At 72.5% G+C, this 15,626-nt stretch carries 13 protein-coding genes; 6 read left to right on the top strand and 7 right to left on the bottom strand.

What is annotated here, in order from left to right; all coding sequences use genetic code 11:
• Positions 1-46 precede the first annotated feature (46 nt).
• Complete coding sequence (lysS, locus tag AC3ETA_RS14460; protein ID WP_432193285.1) at positions 47-1,789, bottom strand: lysine--tRNA ligase; 1,743 nt, start codon at positions 1,787-1,789, stop codon at positions 47-49.
• A 144-nt stretch (positions 1,790-1,933) separates the two neighbouring features.
• Here lysS and argS point away from each other — a divergent pair, with 144 nt between their 5' ends.
• The gene (gene argS, locus AC3ETA_RS14455) at positions 1,934-3,691 is read left to right on the top strand and encodes an arginine--tRNA ligase (protein WP_432193284.1); all 1,758 of its coding nucleotides are present in this window, start codon (positions 1,934-1,936) and stop codon (positions 3,689-3,691) included.
• 71 nt (positions 3,692-3,762) lie between these two features.
• On the opposite strand, the gene AC3ETA_RS14450 is transcribed toward argS, so the two are convergent.
• Positions 3,763-4,218 carry a peptidoglycan-binding domain-containing protein gene (locus AC3ETA_RS14450; RefSeq protein WP_432193283.1) on the bottom strand — a complete coding sequence of 152 codons (456 nt, stop codon included), beginning with the start codon at positions 4,216-4,218 and terminating at the stop codon, positions 3,763-3,765.
• 321 nt (positions 4,219-4,539) lie between these two features.
• On the opposite strand from AC3ETA_RS14450, the gene AC3ETA_RS14445 reads away from it, so the two are divergent.
• The 4 genes from AC3ETA_RS14445 (at position 4,540) to AC3ETA_RS14430 (ending at position 7,650) form a co-directional block, all read left to right on the top strand.
• Positions 4,540-5,349 (top strand): peptidoglycan-binding protein, encoded by an 810-nt coding sequence (locus AC3ETA_RS14445; RefSeq protein ID WP_432193282.1) that lies wholly within the window; start codon positions 4,540-4,542, stop codon positions 5,347-5,349.
• Positions 5,346-6,194: a helix-turn-helix domain-containing protein gene (locus AC3ETA_RS14440; protein WP_432193281.1), complete on the top strand. Its 849-nt coding sequence runs from the start codon at positions 5,346-5,348 to the stop codon at positions 6,192-6,194. The genes AC3ETA_RS14445 and AC3ETA_RS14440 overlap by 4 nt, the downstream gene beginning before the upstream one ends.
• Positions 6,195-6,228: 34 nt before the next feature.
• Positions 6,229-7,050, top strand: a complete 822-nt coding sequence (locus tag AC3ETA_RS14435) for a DUF4253 domain-containing protein (RefSeq protein ID WP_432193280.1) — start codon at positions 6,229-6,231, stop codon at positions 7,048-7,050.
• A gap of 411 nt (positions 7,051-7,461) precedes the next feature.
• Complete coding sequence (locus AC3ETA_RS14430; protein WP_432193279.1) at positions 7,462-7,650, top strand: hypothetical protein; 189 nt, start codon at positions 7,462-7,464, stop codon at positions 7,648-7,650.
• A 10-nt stretch (positions 7,651-7,660) separates the two neighbouring features.
• Here the strand turns inward: AC3ETA_RS14430 and hemB are convergent, their stop codons facing one another.
• Positions 7,661-8,659: a porphobilinogen synthase gene (gene hemB / locus AC3ETA_RS14425; protein WP_432193278.1), complete on the bottom strand. Its 999-nt coding sequence runs from the start codon at positions 8,657-8,659 to the stop codon at positions 7,661-7,663.
• Between the two features lie 239 nt (positions 8,660-8,898).
• Between hemB and AC3ETA_RS14420 the strand changes: the two genes are divergently transcribed.
• Entirely contained in the window at positions 8,899-10,302 is a 1,404-nt protein-coding gene (locus AC3ETA_RS14420; RefSeq protein WP_432193277.1) for an FAD-binding oxidoreductase, read from the top strand.
• Between the two features lie 120 nt (positions 10,303-10,422).
• Here the strand turns inward: AC3ETA_RS14420 and AC3ETA_RS14415 are convergent, their stop codons facing one another.
• The 4 genes from AC3ETA_RS14415 to AC3ETA_RS14400 are packed head-to-tail and all read right to left on the bottom strand — an operon-like array spanning position 10,423 to position 15,618.
• Positions 10,423-12,129: a bifunctional uroporphyrinogen-III C-methyltransferase/uroporphyrinogen-III synthase gene (locus AC3ETA_RS14415; protein WP_432193276.1), complete on the bottom strand. Its 1,707-nt coding sequence runs from the start codon at positions 12,127-12,129 to the stop codon at positions 10,423-10,425.
• Positions 12,126-13,085: a hydroxymethylbilane synthase gene (gene hemC / locus AC3ETA_RS14410; RefSeq protein WP_432193275.1), complete on the bottom strand. Its 960-nt coding sequence runs from the start codon at positions 13,083-13,085 to the stop codon at positions 12,126-12,128. Before hemC ends, AC3ETA_RS14415 begins: the two co-directional genes overlap by 4 nt.
• On the bottom strand, positions 13,082-14,851 hold the full coding sequence (locus AC3ETA_RS14405) for a glutamyl-tRNA reductase (RefSeq protein WP_432193274.1): 1,770 nt from the start codon (positions 14,849-14,851) through the stop codon (positions 13,082-13,084). Before AC3ETA_RS14405 ends, hemC begins: the two co-directional genes overlap by 4 nt.
• Positions 14,848-15,618, bottom strand: coding sequence for a redox-sensing transcriptional repressor Rex (locus tag AC3ETA_RS14400; protein ID WP_030957690.1), 771 nt, complete (start codon positions 15,616-15,618; stop codon positions 14,848-14,850). Before AC3ETA_RS14400 ends, AC3ETA_RS14405 begins: the two co-directional genes overlap by 4 nt.
• Positions 15,619-15,626: the final 8 nt, after the last annotated feature.

The raw sequence follows: 15,626 nt of genomic DNA, 5'->3' as shown, positions 1-15,626 counted from the left end.
GGGGCCCCCGACGGTTCGGGGGCCCCTTTCTCCGTCTGGCCGGCTGCTACTCGCCGAGCAGGCGCCGCACTCGCTCCTGCCCGACCGCGAGAAGCAGGGTGGGCAGTCGTGGTCCGGTGTCCCGGCTCACCAGCAGGTGGTAGAGCAGGGCGAAGAACGTCCGCTGGGCGGTCTTGATCTCGGCGGGCAGTTCCTTGGGGGTGGCGTCGGCGGAGAACCCGGCCTGCACCTTGGGCACGCCGTAGACGAGGTGGGTGAGCCCGTCGAGCGACCAGTGCTCGGCGAGGCCGTCGAGCAGCAGCCGCAGCGACTGCCGGGTGTCCTCGTCGAGGGACTTCAGCAGTTCGCCGTCGGGCTCCTCGCGCACGATGGTCCGCTGGTCGGCGGGTACCTGGGTGTTGATCCACGCCTCGGCCCTGTCGTACCGGGGGCGGGCCTCGTCCAGGGTTGCGAGGGGGTTCTCCGGGTCGAGTTCGGAGAGGATGCGCAGCGCCTGGTCCTGGTGTCCTGCGGTGATGTCGGCGACGGAGGCGAGCGTCCGGTACGGCATCGGGCGTGCCGTGCGCGGCAGCTCTCCCGCGGCGGTGCGCACGGCGCGGGAGTGCGCGGCGATGTCGGCGGGCAGCGCGGAGCCGTCCTGGACCTTGGCGTCCAGTTTGTCCCACTCGTCGTAGAGCCGCTGGATCTCCTGGTCGAAGGCGATCTTGAAGGACTGGTTGGGCCGGCGGCGGGCGTAGAGCCAGCGCAGGATCTGCGGCTCCATGATCTTCAGGGCGTCGGCCGGGGTGGGCACCCCGCCGCGCGAGGAGGACATCTTCGCCATGCCGCTGATGCCGACGAAGGCGTACATCGGCCCGATGGGCTGCTTGCCGCCGAAGATCCCGACGATCTGCCCGCCGACCTGGAAGCTGGAGCCGGGCGAGGAGTGGTCGACACCGCTGGGTTCGAAGACGACGCCTTCGTAGGCCCAGCGCATGGGCCAGTCGACCTTCCAGACCAGCTTGCCGCGGTTGAACTCGTTCAGCCGGACGGTCTCGGAGAAGCCGCATTCGTTGCAGGTGTACGACAGCTCGGTGGTGTCGTCGATGTAGGAGGTGACGGTGGTGAGGTCCTTCTCGCAGTTGCCGCAGTAGGGCTTGTACGGGAAGTACCCGGCGGAGCCGGAGCTGCCGTCGTCCTCGCCGGCCGCGCCGGAGCCCTCGGCGGCCTCCAGCTCGGCCTCGTCGAGGGGCTTCTGCGACTTCTTGGCGCCGCCCTTGGGCTTGGTGCGGTACTGGGCGAGCACGGCGTCGATGTCGCCGCGGTGCTTCATGGCGTGCAGGATCTGCTCGCGGTACACGCCGGAGGTGTACTGCGCGGTCTGGCTGATCCCGTCGAACTCCACGCCGAGCTCGGCGAGCGAGGCGACCATCGCGGCCTTGAAGTGCTCGGCCCAGTTCGGGTACGACGACCCGTGCGGCGCGGGCACGGAGGTCAGCGGCTTGCCGATGTGCTGGGCCCACGACTCGTCGACGCCGGCGATGCCGGCCGGCACCTTGCGGTAGCGGTCGTAGTCGTCCCAGGAGATCAGGTGCCGGACGTCGCGCCCGCGCCGCCGGATCTCGTCGGCGACCAGGTGCGGGGTCATGACCTCGCGCAGGTTGCCCAGATGGATGGGGCCGGAGGGGGAGAGTCCGGACGCGACGACGACCGGTTTGCCCGGGGCCCGACGCTCCGACTCCTCGATGACCTCATCCGCGAAACGGGAGACCCAGTCGGTGGTCTCGGTGCTCTGAGCCACGATCGGCACGTCCTTCTTTCTCCAGGGCAGCCGTACGGTCAACGGCCGGCACTGCATTCTCCCAGACGGCCTCCCGGTCGAGAAAACGGCTTTACCACCCATGGGATACTGACTGCGTCCATCCGACCCACGAGGAGAACGGCTCCCCATTCCATGGCCTCGGTCACGCCTCTCAGCGCCTCCGTCGAACAGCAGCTCACGTCCGCCCTCTCGGCCACCCTGCCGGAGGCGACCGACGTCGACCCGCTGCTGCGACGTAGCGACCGGGCGGACTACCAGGCGAACGGCATCCTCGCCCTCGCCAAGAAGGCCGGGTCGAACCCGCGGGAGCTCGCCACCCAGGTCGTCGCCGGCATCACCACCGGTGACGTGATCGAGGACGTCGAGGTCTCCGGCCCCGGCTTCCTCAACATCACCCTCACGGACCGGGCGATCACCGAGAACCTGGCCGCGCGGTACGCCGACGGCGACCGGCTCGGCGTGGCGCCCAAGGCCGAGCCCGGCATCACGGTCGTCGACTACGCCCAGCCGAACGTGGCCAAGGAGATGCACGTCGGCCATCTGCGCTCCGCGGTGATCGGCGACGCCCTGCGCGGCATGCTCGACTTCACCGGTGAGAGGACGATCGGCCGGCACCACATCGGCGACTGGGGCACCCAGTTCGGCATGCTCATCCAGCACCTGTTCGAGAACCCCGGCGAGCTGGCCCCTGCGGCCGACGTCGACGGCGAGCAGGCGATGAGCAACCTGAACCGGGTGTACAAGGCGTCGCGCGCGGTCTTCGACTCGGACGAGGAGTTCAAGGAGCGGGCCCGTAAGCGGGTCGTCGCCCTGCAGTCCGGCGACGAGGAGACGCTGGAGCTGTGGCAGCAGTTCGTCGACGAGTCGAAGGTCTACTTCTACTCCGTCTTCGAGAAGCTCGACATGGAGATCCGCGACGAAGAGATCGTCGGTGAGTCCGCGTACAACGACGGCATGCCCGAGACCGCCCGTCTTCTGGAGGAGATGGGTGTCGCGGAGCGTTCCGAGGGCGCGCTCGTCGTGTTCTTCGACGACATCCGCGGCAAGGACGACAAGCCGGTCCCGCTGATCGTGCAGAAGGCCGACGGCGGCTTCGGCTACGCGGCCTCCGACCTGACGGCGATCCGCAACCGGATCACGGACCTCAACGCCACGTCCCTGATCTATGTCGTGGACGTGCGGCAGTCGCTGCACTTCAAGATGGTCTTCGAGGCGGCGCGCAGGGCCGGCTGGCTGACCGACGAGGTCACCGCGCACAACATGGGCTACGGCACGGTGCTGGGCGCGGACGGCAAGCCGTTCAAGACGCGCGAGGGCGAGACCGTACGCCTTGAGGACCTGCTCGACGAGGCGGTGCAGCGGGCCGCCGAGGTGGTCCGGGAGAAGGCGCAGGACCTGACCGAGGACGAGATCCAGGAGCGGGCGCAGCAGGTCGGCATCGGCGCCGTGAAGTACGCCGACCTGTCGACGTCGCCGAACCGGGACTACAAGTTCGACCTGGACCAGATGGTCTCGCTGAACGGCGACACGTCCGTCTACCTCCAGTACGCGTACGCCCGTATCCAGTCGATCCTGCGCAAGGCGGGCGACGTCCGGCCCGTCGCGCACGCGGAGCTGGAACTGCACGCTGCGGAGCGGGCGTTGGGCCTGCACCTGGACGCGTTCGGGGACACGGTCTTCGAGGCGGCGGCGGAGTACGCCCCGCACAAGCTGGCCGCGTACCTGTACCAGCTGGCGTCGCTGTACACGTCGTTCTACGACAAGTGTCCGGTGCTGAAGGCCGAGTCGCCCGAGCAGGTCGAGAACCGTCTGCTGCTGTGCGACATGACGGCCCGCACGCTCCACCGGGGCATGGCCCTGCTGGGCATCCGGACGCCCGAGCGCCTCTGAGCCTGTGACGTGAGGCCGCGGCCCGTCCTCCCCGCGGGGAGGACGGGCCGCGGTCATGTCGGGCCGACGGCTCAGCAGTACTGCTTGGAGTCGGCCGCGAAGTCCTTGAAGGCGGCCTTGGTGCCCGATCCGGCGATGCCGTCGATCGCGCCGGGGTAGCCGTGGTACGCCTTCAGGTCACGTTGCAGGGCCTTGATGGTGTTCGGGCCGACGATCCCGTCGATGCTGTCGTTGTAGCCCCAGTGCGCCTTGAGCCAGCGCTGGAGCGCCTTCCAGCTGTTGGTGCCGAGCTGCCCGTCGAGGGCGCCGGTGTAGCCCCAGTAGTCCTGGATCCAGCACTGGACGTAGCGGGCCTGAGTGGTGCTCAGGCCGAGGTTGTTCACCGCGAGGACGCCGACTTCGGAGCGCACGGCCGGCTTCGCGTCCGAGGCGGCGAAGGACGTGCCCGCGGTCGCGAGGCTTCCGGCGGCGAGGCCGACGACGGCGCCGGCGCTCACGAGGGTCCTCGTCCAGATGTTCGCTCGCATGTGTCTCCCTCTCGCTCTGGTTGGGGTGCCGGCCCCCTGCCGGCGGCTGGTGCGACGAGAGTGCGGGGCGGGCGGCGAGGGTTGCCAGGGCCGTCGCACAAGTGACGTCATCGTGGGACGTCCTACACGCTGACCTGCGCGGACACTTCCGGCCTGGGCGGCACGGCGGGACGGGTGTGGCGGGGTGGGTGGCCGATTCCGTACCGGTGCCGGAACCGACTTCCGGTGCGGGCCGTGGATGCTGTTGCAGAATGCGGCGGGGGCGCGGGGGCCGCTGACCACGGACCGCGGGCCCGGACCGTGAACGCGAATGGGGGGAACATGTCGCGTTGGGCAGCGCTGCCCGCGGAACTGGATCCGCGCGTGCGGCAGTTGGTGGTGCGGTTGCGTCGGCTGAAGGATCACAGCGGGCTGAGCCTGCGGCAGCTGGCGGCGCGGACGGGGTACAGCCAGAAGTCGTGGGAGCGGTATCTGGGCGGCCGGTCGCTGCCGCCGCGGGAGGCCGTCGAAGCGTTGGCCGGGGCGGTGGCCGAGGATCCGACGCGGTTGCTGGCGTTGCACGAGGTGGCGGCGGAGGCGTGGCGGAACGGACGCCGCGAGGCGCCGGCCGGAGAGCCCGAGCGGGAGCCGCTCGTGGCGCCCGGGAGCCTCTCCGTCGAGGTCGCCGGCCCTGTGCCGCCCGGCCGTTCGCTGCGGGTCGCCCTCGTGGCGGGGGCCGTGGCGCTGGTGCTGGCGCTCTCCACGGCCGTGCTCGTCGTCGTCCGGCTGAGCGGCGGCGACCAGGCACAGCCGACTTCGCCCCTGGCGGCGACCGGCGGACGGTCTTCCCCGGTGGTGTCCGCGTCGGCCCCGCCCTCGGCACCGGTGTACACCTGCCGTCTCGAACGGGTCGACGGCCACTGGTACGCGGGCCTCAGCCGCACCCGGGACGCCATCCTGGCAGGCGGCCAGGCGGGGCCGGACGTCGCCGAGGCGCAGTGTCTGCTGCGCCGGGCGGGGATTTCGCCGGGTGCCGTCGACGGGATCTTCGGGCCGGTGACGGAGCGGGCGGTCAGGCAGGTGCAGCGGCGGGCGGGTCTGGTGGTGGACGGCATCATCGGGCCGCACACCTGGAAGGCTCTACGGGGATGACGGCGCCGTCGCCGGAACGGGCCCGGCTGGCCGCCGTGCTGCGGGAGTTGAAGGGCCGCACCGGCCTGAGCCTGGCCGGGCTGGCGGCCAAGACCGCGTTCAGCAAGTCGTCCTGGGACCGCTACCTCAACGGCAGGACGCTGCCGCCGCGCGACGCGGTGCAGGAGCTGTGCCGCCTTGCCGGGGAGCCGGAGGGGCGCTGTCTGGCGCTGTGGGAGATCGCCGAGTCGGAGGGGAGCGGGCGGGCGGCGGCTCCGCCCCCTGAAGAGGCCGCGCCCGGCGAGGACGACGGCGCGCGGGGCTCGGCGGACCGGAGTTCCGCGCACCGCCGCGCGACGCTGGTCGCGGTTCTCGCGTCGGTGTCCGCCGTGGCCGTCGGGGGTGTCGCGGCGGCGGCCCTGCTGCTGCCGGACCCCGGCGGCGGGCCCGGGGCGTCGCTGTCGCCGCCGCCGTCCGCGGCCGGGCCGCGCTGCCGGGGGGAGGTCTGTGAGGGCAAGAGCCCGATGTGGATGAAGTGCGCGGCGGCGCCGCTGACCCTCGCCTCGTACCGGACCGCGACCGGTGCCTCGCTGGAGCTGCGCTACAGCCAGGAGTGCGGGACGAGTTGGGCCCGGATGTGGGGGACGCGGATCGGCGACCGGCTGGAGATGTCGGCAACCGGAGTCGGCGGAGTCGGCGCCGGGCACGGCCGCGTCCGCAGCGTGGAGATCCAGAACGGCGTCGACGCGGACTCCTACGTCTACACGCCCATGACCGCGGCCGACCCGGGCAGCGTCGTGCGGGCCTGCTTCGACCCGGTGGCCGGCAGCGGCGAGGAGTGCTTCGACAGCCGGGTGGTGAGGTAAGTCGATGTCAGTGCCACCCCCTACAGTCACCGGCATGGCGACTCTTCCCAACCCGCTGCCGAAGCTCACGAGCGACCCCACGGGTGCCGCTCTCGGTCTCCAACTCCCGCCCGGGCGGCTCGTCGACGCGACCGACGAGGGCCCTTGGCACGAGCCCTTGCTGTGGCTCGCGGACGAGAAGGCGGCGCCAGGTGACTGGGCCACGCTGGCCCCGGCCCGGCGGTCCGCCGGCCTGCTGCCGGTCGTAGTCGACGCAGGCGGCCTGCACGGCGGCCCGCAGGACTGGGAGCTGGCGCCCGACGCGGTGTCGTACCCGGGAGATCACGACGCCGACGAGGTGCTGGCGGATCTCTGGGAGGAGTACGCCGCCGGGGAGACGCAGGAGGACTGGCCGGGCCTGGCCGACGCCACCGCGGACCCGGACTCCGGCTCCGGCTCCCGCTCCGCGGAGGACCCGGACGCCGTGGCCATGGACATCGCGGACGACCTCGTGGAGAGGGGCGGCCTGCTGGAGGAGCCCCGCCTCGCGCTCGTCCCGGCCCGCCGCAGCGCGGACATCCCGGCGGCGATCGGCTGGTCGGGCCCGGTGAACCACGAGGGCGACACCGCCCGCCTGTGCGCGGTGCTCCGCTCGTGGGAGGACCGCTTCGGCATACGCGTCGTGGCGCTCGGCTTCGACCACCTGCTCGTCTCCGTCGCGTTCCCGCCGGTCACCCTGGCCGAGGCGGAGGCCGTCGCCGCCGAGCACTTCGCGTTCTGCCCGGACAACATCCTCCAGAGCGGCGACACCGGCATCCGCGCCTATGCCGAGAACCGTCTGCTGGGCCGGCCGGCCTGGCACTTCTGGTGGGACTGACGGCCCGCCCTCACGCGGGCGGCGGCAGCGTCATCCCGTCGGAGGCTTCGATCCCGAACTCCTCGTCCAGCAGCCGCCGCGCCTCCGCCTCCCCCGTCACCTCACGCTCCACGACCGTTCCGTCCGCCCGCGTCTCGGCGAGGAGCCGGCCGTTTTCCCGGGGCCCGGCCCCCGCCGCCCCGCGCACAGGGGTCCGGGATACGGACCCGCCGCCCCGCACACTGGCCCGGCCGCCGGGACCGGCGGCTTCCGGCGTCCCACAGCCAGCCGTCGGCATCCGACGTCCCCGCAGGTCAGCGACCGTCCCACGGCTCGGGCGTCCCGAATTGGCGGTCCATGGTGGCGGTCGGGACGGATGATCGCGCAGGCTGGAGGGCGACCCCGACCCCCACCCATGGAGAGGGCCGCGCCATGTCCGCGTCCGCACACCCCCCTCGCTCCCGGGCCCGGCTGCTCGCCGCCACGCTGGTGGCGGTCGCCGTACTCGCGCTCACCGCGTGCGAGGACGGCCAGGGCCTGCGCGACGAGGGTCCGTCGACCCCGACCAGTCCGACGGCGACGTCGCCCACGACGCCGCCTCCGCCGGACGGCGGCGGGTGACGGTCCGCGGTTACTGCCGGCCCAGCTTCTGCGCGGCCTCCGTCGCCCAGTAGGTGAGGATGTTGCGCGCGCCGGCCCGCTTGATGCCGGTCAGCGTCTCGAAGATCGCACGGTCCCGGTCGATCCAGCCCTTCTCGGCGGCGGCCTCGATCATCGAGAACTCGCCGGAGATCTGGTAGGCGGCCACCGGCACGTCCACCGCGTCGGCGACCCGGGCCAGGATGTCGAGGTAGGGCCCGGCCGGCTTGACCATCACCATGTCGGCGCCCTCCTCCAGGTCGAGGGCCAGCTCGCGCATCGACTCCCGGACGTTCGCGGGGTCCTGCTGATACGTCTTGCGGTCGCCCTTGAGCGAGGAGGCGACGGCCTCGCGGAAGGGCCCGTAGAAGGCGGAGGCGTACTTGGCGGTGTAGGCGAGGATCGCGACGTCCTCCCGCCCGATCTGGTCGAGCGCGTCACGCACGACGCCGATCTGCCCGTCCATCATGCCGCTGGGCCCCACGACATGGGCCCCGGCGTCGGCCTGCACCTGCGCCATCTCGGCGTAGCGCTCCAGGGTCGCGTCGTTGTCGACGCGCCCTTCGTCGTCCAGCACTCCGCAGTGCCCGTGGTCGGTGGTCTCGTCCAGGCACAGGTCGGACATGACGAGCAGGTCGTCGCCCACCTCGGCGCGCACGTCGCGGATGGCGACCTGGAGGATGCCGTCGGGATCCGTCCCCGGCGTCCCGAGCGCGTCCTTCTTGCCCTCCTCGGGCACGCCGAAGAGCATGATCCCGGAGACACCGGCCTGCACGGCCTCCAGCGCCGCCTTCTTCAGGCTGTCCCGCGTGTGCTGGACGACCCCCGGCATGGTGGCGATCGGCACCGGCTCGCCGACACCCTCGCGGACGAAGGCCGGGAGGATGAAGTCGGCGGGGTGCAGCCTGGTCTCGGCGACCATGCGCCGCATGACGGGGGTGGTCCGCAGACGCCGCGGCCGAGTACCGGGAAAGGATCCGTACGTCGTCATGCCACCTACGCTACGCCCGCCCCGGCAGCACCTTTGCCGACTGGCCGTCGGGACGGCCGTACGCCGCGCACGGCCCCGCATGCGGCCCCCCGGCACCCGGGTCCATCCTGAAGAGAGGCCCTCAGGGACACCGTGCACCGTCCGGCCCCGAGAGCCAGGGCCTCAAGGACCCGACGGCCCCGCCCTCCCCGCTTCGCCGCCGCCGTCCCTCCGTACGTACGCGCACCACGGAGGACGCGATGACCGCCACCCATCACAACATCCCCGATCTGTTCGCCCTGTCCGACATCCGCGGCCCGGTCCTGCGTCCCGGCGACGACGGCTACGCCGACGAGGTCACCGGCTTCAACCTGGCCGCGCTGCACACCCCCGAGGTGGTCGTGGGTGCGACAGGCGCCGACGACGTGGTCGCGGCGCTGCGCTGGGCCACGGCCACGAACACTCCCGTCGCGATCCAGGCGACGGGCCACGGGGCGAACTTCCCCATCGACCACGGCCTGCTGGTCACCACGATGCGCATGGCCGACGTACGCATCGATCCGGACCGGCGCCTCGCCACCGCCGGGGCCGGGGCGAAGTGGCGCCATGTCCTGGACGCCGCCGCGCCGCACGGCCTCGCCGCACTCTGCGGCACATCGACGGACGCCGGTGTGGTCGGCTACACCCTGGGCGGCGGCCTCCCCGCCCTCGGCCGCACCTACGGCTACGCGGCCGACCTTGTCCGCTCGTTCCAGGTGGCCACACCGGACGGCACACTCCGCGAGTCCGACCCCGAGCACGAACCGGAGCTGTTCTGGGCGCTGCGCGGCGGCAAGGGCAACGTGGGAGTGGTGACGTCGCTGACCTTCGAGCTGCTCCCGCTCGCCACCCTCCTCGGCGGCGGCATCCACTGCCCGGGCGAGCACGCGCAGGCACTTCTGACGGCCTGGGCCGACTGGACGCACGAGGTCCCGGACGAGATGTGCACGGCGTTCAGCCTGCTGCGCCTGCCGCCCCTGCCCCAGATCCCCGAGCCCCTGCGCGGCGGCTTCTGGGCCAGGGTGGCGGTCGCCTGGACCGGCGACCCGAAGACGGGCGAAGAGCTGCTGTCCCCGATCCGCTCGGCGGCGCCGGTGACCGTCGACACGGTGGAGGAAATGCCGTACGCGGCGATGGACCGCATCTACATGGAGCCTCAGGACCCGCTTCCCGCCCTGGAGTCCTGCGCCCTGCTGCACGACCTGACCCCGGACGCCATCGGCGCGTTCCTCGACCGGGTCGGCCCGGACGTTCCGGACTGTCCCCTGCTGCTGGTGGAGATCCGGCACATGGGAGGGGCCCTGGCCCGACCCGCCCGGCTGGAGGACGCGATCTGCGCCCGGGACGCGGACTACTTCCTGGAGACCGTGGGTGTCCTGGCCGCCCCGCCCGCGGCCGAGGCGATCGAGGCCGCCGCGGCAGCCCTGCACACGGCGATGGCCCCCTACGGCACGGGGCGCACCATGGTCAACATCCACGGCACCCCGGGCGACGAGGCCGACCGCGCGCGGGCTTGGACGCCGGAGGTCTACGACCGCCTGTGCAGGGACAAGTCGACCTACGACCCGTCCAACCTGCTCAGCTTCGGCCACACGGTGACCCCTCCCGGCCCGTCCGGCGTTTGAGGACAAGGCCCGTTCAGGGCCGGCGACGGGGCCGAAGGGGCGGAGCCCCTTCAGGATGGGACGGGTAGGGGCGGCGGGGCGAGAACCTTCGGGCCCGCGCCCGCCACCGCCTCCGCACCTTTACGTCGTCGACCGCCGCCGACGCGCCCCCGGCCGCCGCTCGCTCGGCCGAGTCACCGGATCCCCGGCCTCGACCGCCGCGGCACGCCGCCGCAGCCCGAAGTCCGCCAGCGCCTCGGCCAGCTTGTGCACGGACGGCTCCGGAGCCATCACGTCCACCCGCAGCCCGTGTTCCTCGGCGGTCTTCGCGGTGGCGGGACCGATACAGGCGATCACGGTCACGTTGTGCGGCTTGCCGGCGATCCCCACGAGATTGCGCACCGTGGACGACGAGGTGAAGAGAACGGCGTCGAAGCCACCCCCCTTGATCGCCTCCCGGGTCTCCGCCGGCGGCGGCGAGGCCCGCACGGTCCGGTAGGCCGTGACGTCGTCGACCTCCCAGCCCAGCTCGATGAGCCCGGCCACCAGGGTCTCCGTGGCGATGTCGGCCCGCGGCAGGAACACGCGGTCGATCGGGTCGAAGACCGGGTCGTACGGCGGCCAGTCCTCCAGCAGCCCCGCGGCCGACTGCTCACCGCTCGGCACCAGGTCCGGCTTCACGCCGAAGGCGATGAGCGCCTTCGCGGTCTGCTCCCCCACCGCCGCGACCTTGATCCCGGCGAACGCACGGGCGTCGAGCCCGTACTCCTCGAACTTCTCCCGCACGGCCTTGACCGCGTTCACCGAGGTGAAGGCGATCCATTCGTACCGTCCGGTCACGAGCCCCTTGACGGCCCGCTCCATCTGCTGGGGCGTGCGCGGCGGCTCGACGGCGATCGTCGGCACCTCGTGCGGCACGGCCCCGTACGACCGCAGCTGGTCGGAGAGCGAAGCCGCCTGCTCCTTCGTACGCGGCACGAGCACCCGCCACCCGAAGAGCGGCTTGGACTCGAACCACGACAACTGGTCGCGCTGTGCTGCGGCGGAACGCTCACCGACCACGGCTATCACCGGCCGGCCGCCCTCGGGTGAGGGCAGCACCTTGGCCTGCTTCAGCGTCTGGGCGATGGTGCCCAGCGTCGCGGTCCAGGTCCGCTGCCGGGTCGTCGTACCGGCGACGGTGACCGTCAGCGGCGTGTCGGGCTTGCGTCCCGCCGAGACCAGTTCACCGGCGGCCGCGCCCACGGAGTCCAGCGTCGTCGACACGACCACGGTCCCGTCGGACGCGCCGACCTCGGTCCAGCACCGGTCGGACGCGGTGCGCGCGTCGACGAACCGCACGTCCGCGCCCTGCGCGTCGCGCAACGGGACGCCGGCGTAGGCGGGGACGCCGACGGCCGCGGCGACACCCGGTACGACCTCGAACGGCACACCGGCCGCGGCGCACGCGAGCATCTCGTTGGTGGCGTACGTGTCGAGCCCGGGATCCCCGGACACCGCACGCACGACCCGCCTGCCGCCGCGTGCGGCCTCCATGACAAGATGTGCGGCATCCCGCACCGCGGGTAGCCCAGCGGTCGTTGACGCGCCGTCAACAACCGCTAGTTGAGGCGTGCCTGTGCCCGGAACCGCGTCCGCATCGGGACCCGTGTCCGTGTGCACTTCGGCGATGCCGGCTCTGGCGTGCACGCGTACGACGTCGAGCACCTCGTGCTCGGCGACCAGTACGTCCGCGTTCGCCAGTGCCTCGACGGCGCGCAGAGTCAGCAGCCCCGGATCCCCGGGTCCGGCACCGAGGAAGGTGACGTGCCCGTGTTCAAGGCCGGCGGGAAGGGTGGTGGGGCTCACTGTGCTCGCTCCCCCATCAGACCGGCCGCGCCCTGGGCAAGCATCTCGGTAGCGAGTTCGCGACCGAGCGCCAGCGCTTGGTCGTGCGTCTCGGGCACGGGACCGGTGGTGGACAGCTGCACCATGCGCGAACCGTCGGTCGTGCCGACGACGCCACGCAGGCGCATTTCCTTGACAATCTGCCCGTCGGCCAAAAGGTCGGCCAGCGCCCCCACAGGGGCGGAGCAGCCGGCCTCCAGGGCGGCGAGCAGTGATCGCTCGGCGCTCACGGCGACCCGCGTGAACGGGTCGTCGAGCTCGCCGAGCGCGGCGACGAGGTCCGCGTTGTCCGCGGTGCACTCGATCGCCAGTGCCCCCTGGCCGGGGGCGGGCAAAACCGTGTCGACCGACAGGAAGTCGGTCACTTCTTCGCTGCGGCCGATGCGATTCAGGCCGGCCGCGGCCAGCACGACCGCGTCCAGCTCGCCGTCGCGCACGTACCGGATCCGGGTGTCGACGTTGCCGCGGATCGCGACCGTCTCGAAGTCCAGCCCGTGGCTGCGCGCGTACGCGTTCAGCTGGGCCATCCGGCGCGGCGAGCCCGTACCGATGCGCGCGCCGCGCGGCAGGTCGGTGAGCTTGAGGGCGTCCCGGGCGACGATCACGTCGCGCGGGTCCTCGCGCTCGGGGACGGCCGCCAGGGCCAGTTCCTCGGGCTGCGTGGTCGGCAGGTCCTTCAGGGAGTGCACCGCGAAGTCGACCTCGCCCCGCACGAGCGCGTCGCGCAGGGCGGTGACGAACACGCCGGTGCCGCCGATCTGCGCGAGGGCCTCGCGCGAGACATCGCCGTACGTGGTGATCTCGACGAGTTCGACGGCCCGTCCGGTCACCCGACGCACGGCGTCCGCGACCTGCCCGGACTGGGCCATGGCGAGCTTGCTGCGCCTGGTGCCGAGCCGTAGTGCCTGCTGAGTCATCGTGGGCCTCGGTTCTTCTCGGTGCTGTCCTCGGCGCGGGAGACGGAGGCCACCGTCTCCTGATCGAGGTCGAACAGGGTCCGCAGGGCGTCCGCGTACCCGGCGCCGCCGGGCTCGGCCGCGAGCTGCTTGACCCGCACGGTGGGGGCGTGCAGCAGCTTGTCGACCACGCGCCGCACGGTCTGCGTGATCTCACCGCGGTGCTTGTCGTCGAGGCCGGGCAGACGGCCCTCAAGGCGGGCGATCTCGTTCGCCACGACATCGGCGGCCATCGCTCGCAGCGCGACGACGGTGGGCGTGATGTGGGCGGCCCGCAGCGCGGCGCCGAAGGCGGCGACCTCGTCGGAGACGATCCGGCGGACCTGGTCGACGTCGGCCGCCATCGGGGCGTCGGCGGAGGCTTCCGCCAGCGACTCGATGTCCACCAGACGCACCCCGGTCAGCCGGTGCACGGCCGCGTCGATGTCGCGGGGCATGGCGAGGTCGAGCAGGGACAGCGCGGGCGCGGGCCGGGGCACGTCGATCACCGGCTCGGGCTTGCGGCGCTCGGGGATGCGGCCGACGGTGGCCGCGGTCGCGGCGAGCGCGGTGATCAGCTCGGCGTCGGCCTCGGGGCTGCGCCGGGCGGCCTCGCGCCGGTCGACGGCACTGCCCGCCGCCCACGCGGCGTGCTGCTCCAGGGTGGCCGCGTCCATCCCGGCGACGGCGGCCTCGCCGAGCACGGAGAAACCTCCCTGCACGGCGGCGACGTCCAGCGGGCAGTTCTCGTCGGTGCCGACGCTGGTGGGCGGCAGCGGGGTCTGCCGTACGTCGGCGCTGTCGGCGTTCGTCCTGGGGGCGGGCGCCCGGTCGGCCGTACGACCGCCGCTGCCGGCCCCGTCGAAGGCGACCGGACGACCGGTACGGCCCTCCACCGCGGCGGCGACCTCCTCGGCCGCGAGGACGAGGCCGGTCGCGCCGGTACAGGAAACGACGACGTCGGCACGTGTCAGCTCGACCGGCACCGACTCCATCGGTACCGCGCGGGCCAGCAGGTGCGTGTCGTCCGCCGCGTCGAGACCCGGTCCATATTGCTCTTCGAGCAGGGCCGCCAGGCGCTCGGCGCGGTCGGCGGTGCGGTTGGCGACGACGATCTCGGCGACCCCGGCCCGCGCGAGCGTGGCCGCGGCCAGCGAGGACATCGAACCGGCGCCGATGACCAGGGCCTTCTTGCCGCGGGCCCACGCCGTGACGTCCGCGCCCTCGGCCAGCTGCTGAAGGCCGAAGGTGACCAGGGACTGGCCGGCGCGGTCGATGCCGGTCTCGGAGTGGGCGCGCTTGCCGACCCGCAGGGCCTGCTGGAACAGGTCGTTCAGCAGCCGTCCGGCGCTGTGCAGTTCCTGCGCCTTGGCGAGGGAGTCCTTGATCTGCCCGAGGATCTGCCCCTCCCCGACGACCATGGAGTCGAGCCCGCAGGCCACCGAGAAGAAGTGGTGGACGGCCCGGTCCTCGTAGTGGACGTAGAGGTACGGCGTGAGCTCGTCCAGCCCCACCCCGCTGTGCTGGGCGAGCAGCGTGGACAGCTCGGCGACACCGGCGTGGAACTTGTCCACGTCGGCGTACAGCTCGATGCGGTTGCAGGTGGCGAGCACCGCGGCCTCGGTGGCGGGCTCGGCGGCGACCGTGTCCTGAAGCAGCTTGATCTGGGCGTCCGTGCCCAGCGCGGCCCGCTCCAGCACGCTGACCGGGGCGCTGCGGTGGCTCAGCCCCACGACGAGGAGACTCATGCCGGCATCACGGCGGGAACGTCCCCGTCGGGCCCCTGATCGGCGGAGTCGTCGGACCCCTCACGGGTGGCGGCGGCCGGTCCGGCGCCGTCGGTGTGGGCCTCCTCGCCCGCCTTGCGCTGCTCGTGGAAGGCGAGGATCTGCAGCTCGATGGAGAGGTCGACCTTGCGCACGTCGACACCGTCCGGGACGGTCAGCACGGTCGGCGCGAAGTTCAGGATGGAGGTCACACCGGCGGCCACGAGACGGTCGCAGACCGGCTGGGCGGCACCGGCGGGAGTGGCGATGACGCCGATGGACACGCCGTTCTCCTGGATGATCTTCTCCAGGCTGTCGGAGTGCTGCACCGGGATCCCGGCGACGGGCTTGCCGGCCATGGCCGGGTCGGCGTCGATGAGCGCGGCGACCCGGAAGCCGCGGGAGGCGAATCCGCCGTAGTTGGCGAGGGCGGCGCCGAGGTTGCCGATACCGACGATGACAACCGGCCAGTCCTGGGTCAGCCCGAGTTCGCGGGAGATCTGGTAGACGAGATACTCGACGTCGTAGCCGACACCGCGCGTTCCGTAGGACCCGAGGTACGAGAAGTCCTTGCGCAGCTTGGCGGAGTTGACCCCCGCCGCGGCCGCGAGCTCCTCGGAGGAGACCGTGGGTACCGAGCGCTCCGACAGTGCGGTCAGGGCGCGGAGGTACAGCGGAAGCCGGGCGACGGTGGCCTCGGGAATCCCTCGGCTACGGGTCGCCGGTCGGTGAGTTCGGCCAGTTGCCACGGTGCTCC

It is taken from the genome of Streptomyces sp. bgisy027 (assembly GCF_057710365.1).
Note: the sequence above shows the minus strand (reverse complement) of the source record. Positions and strands in the feature narration are given on the sequence as shown.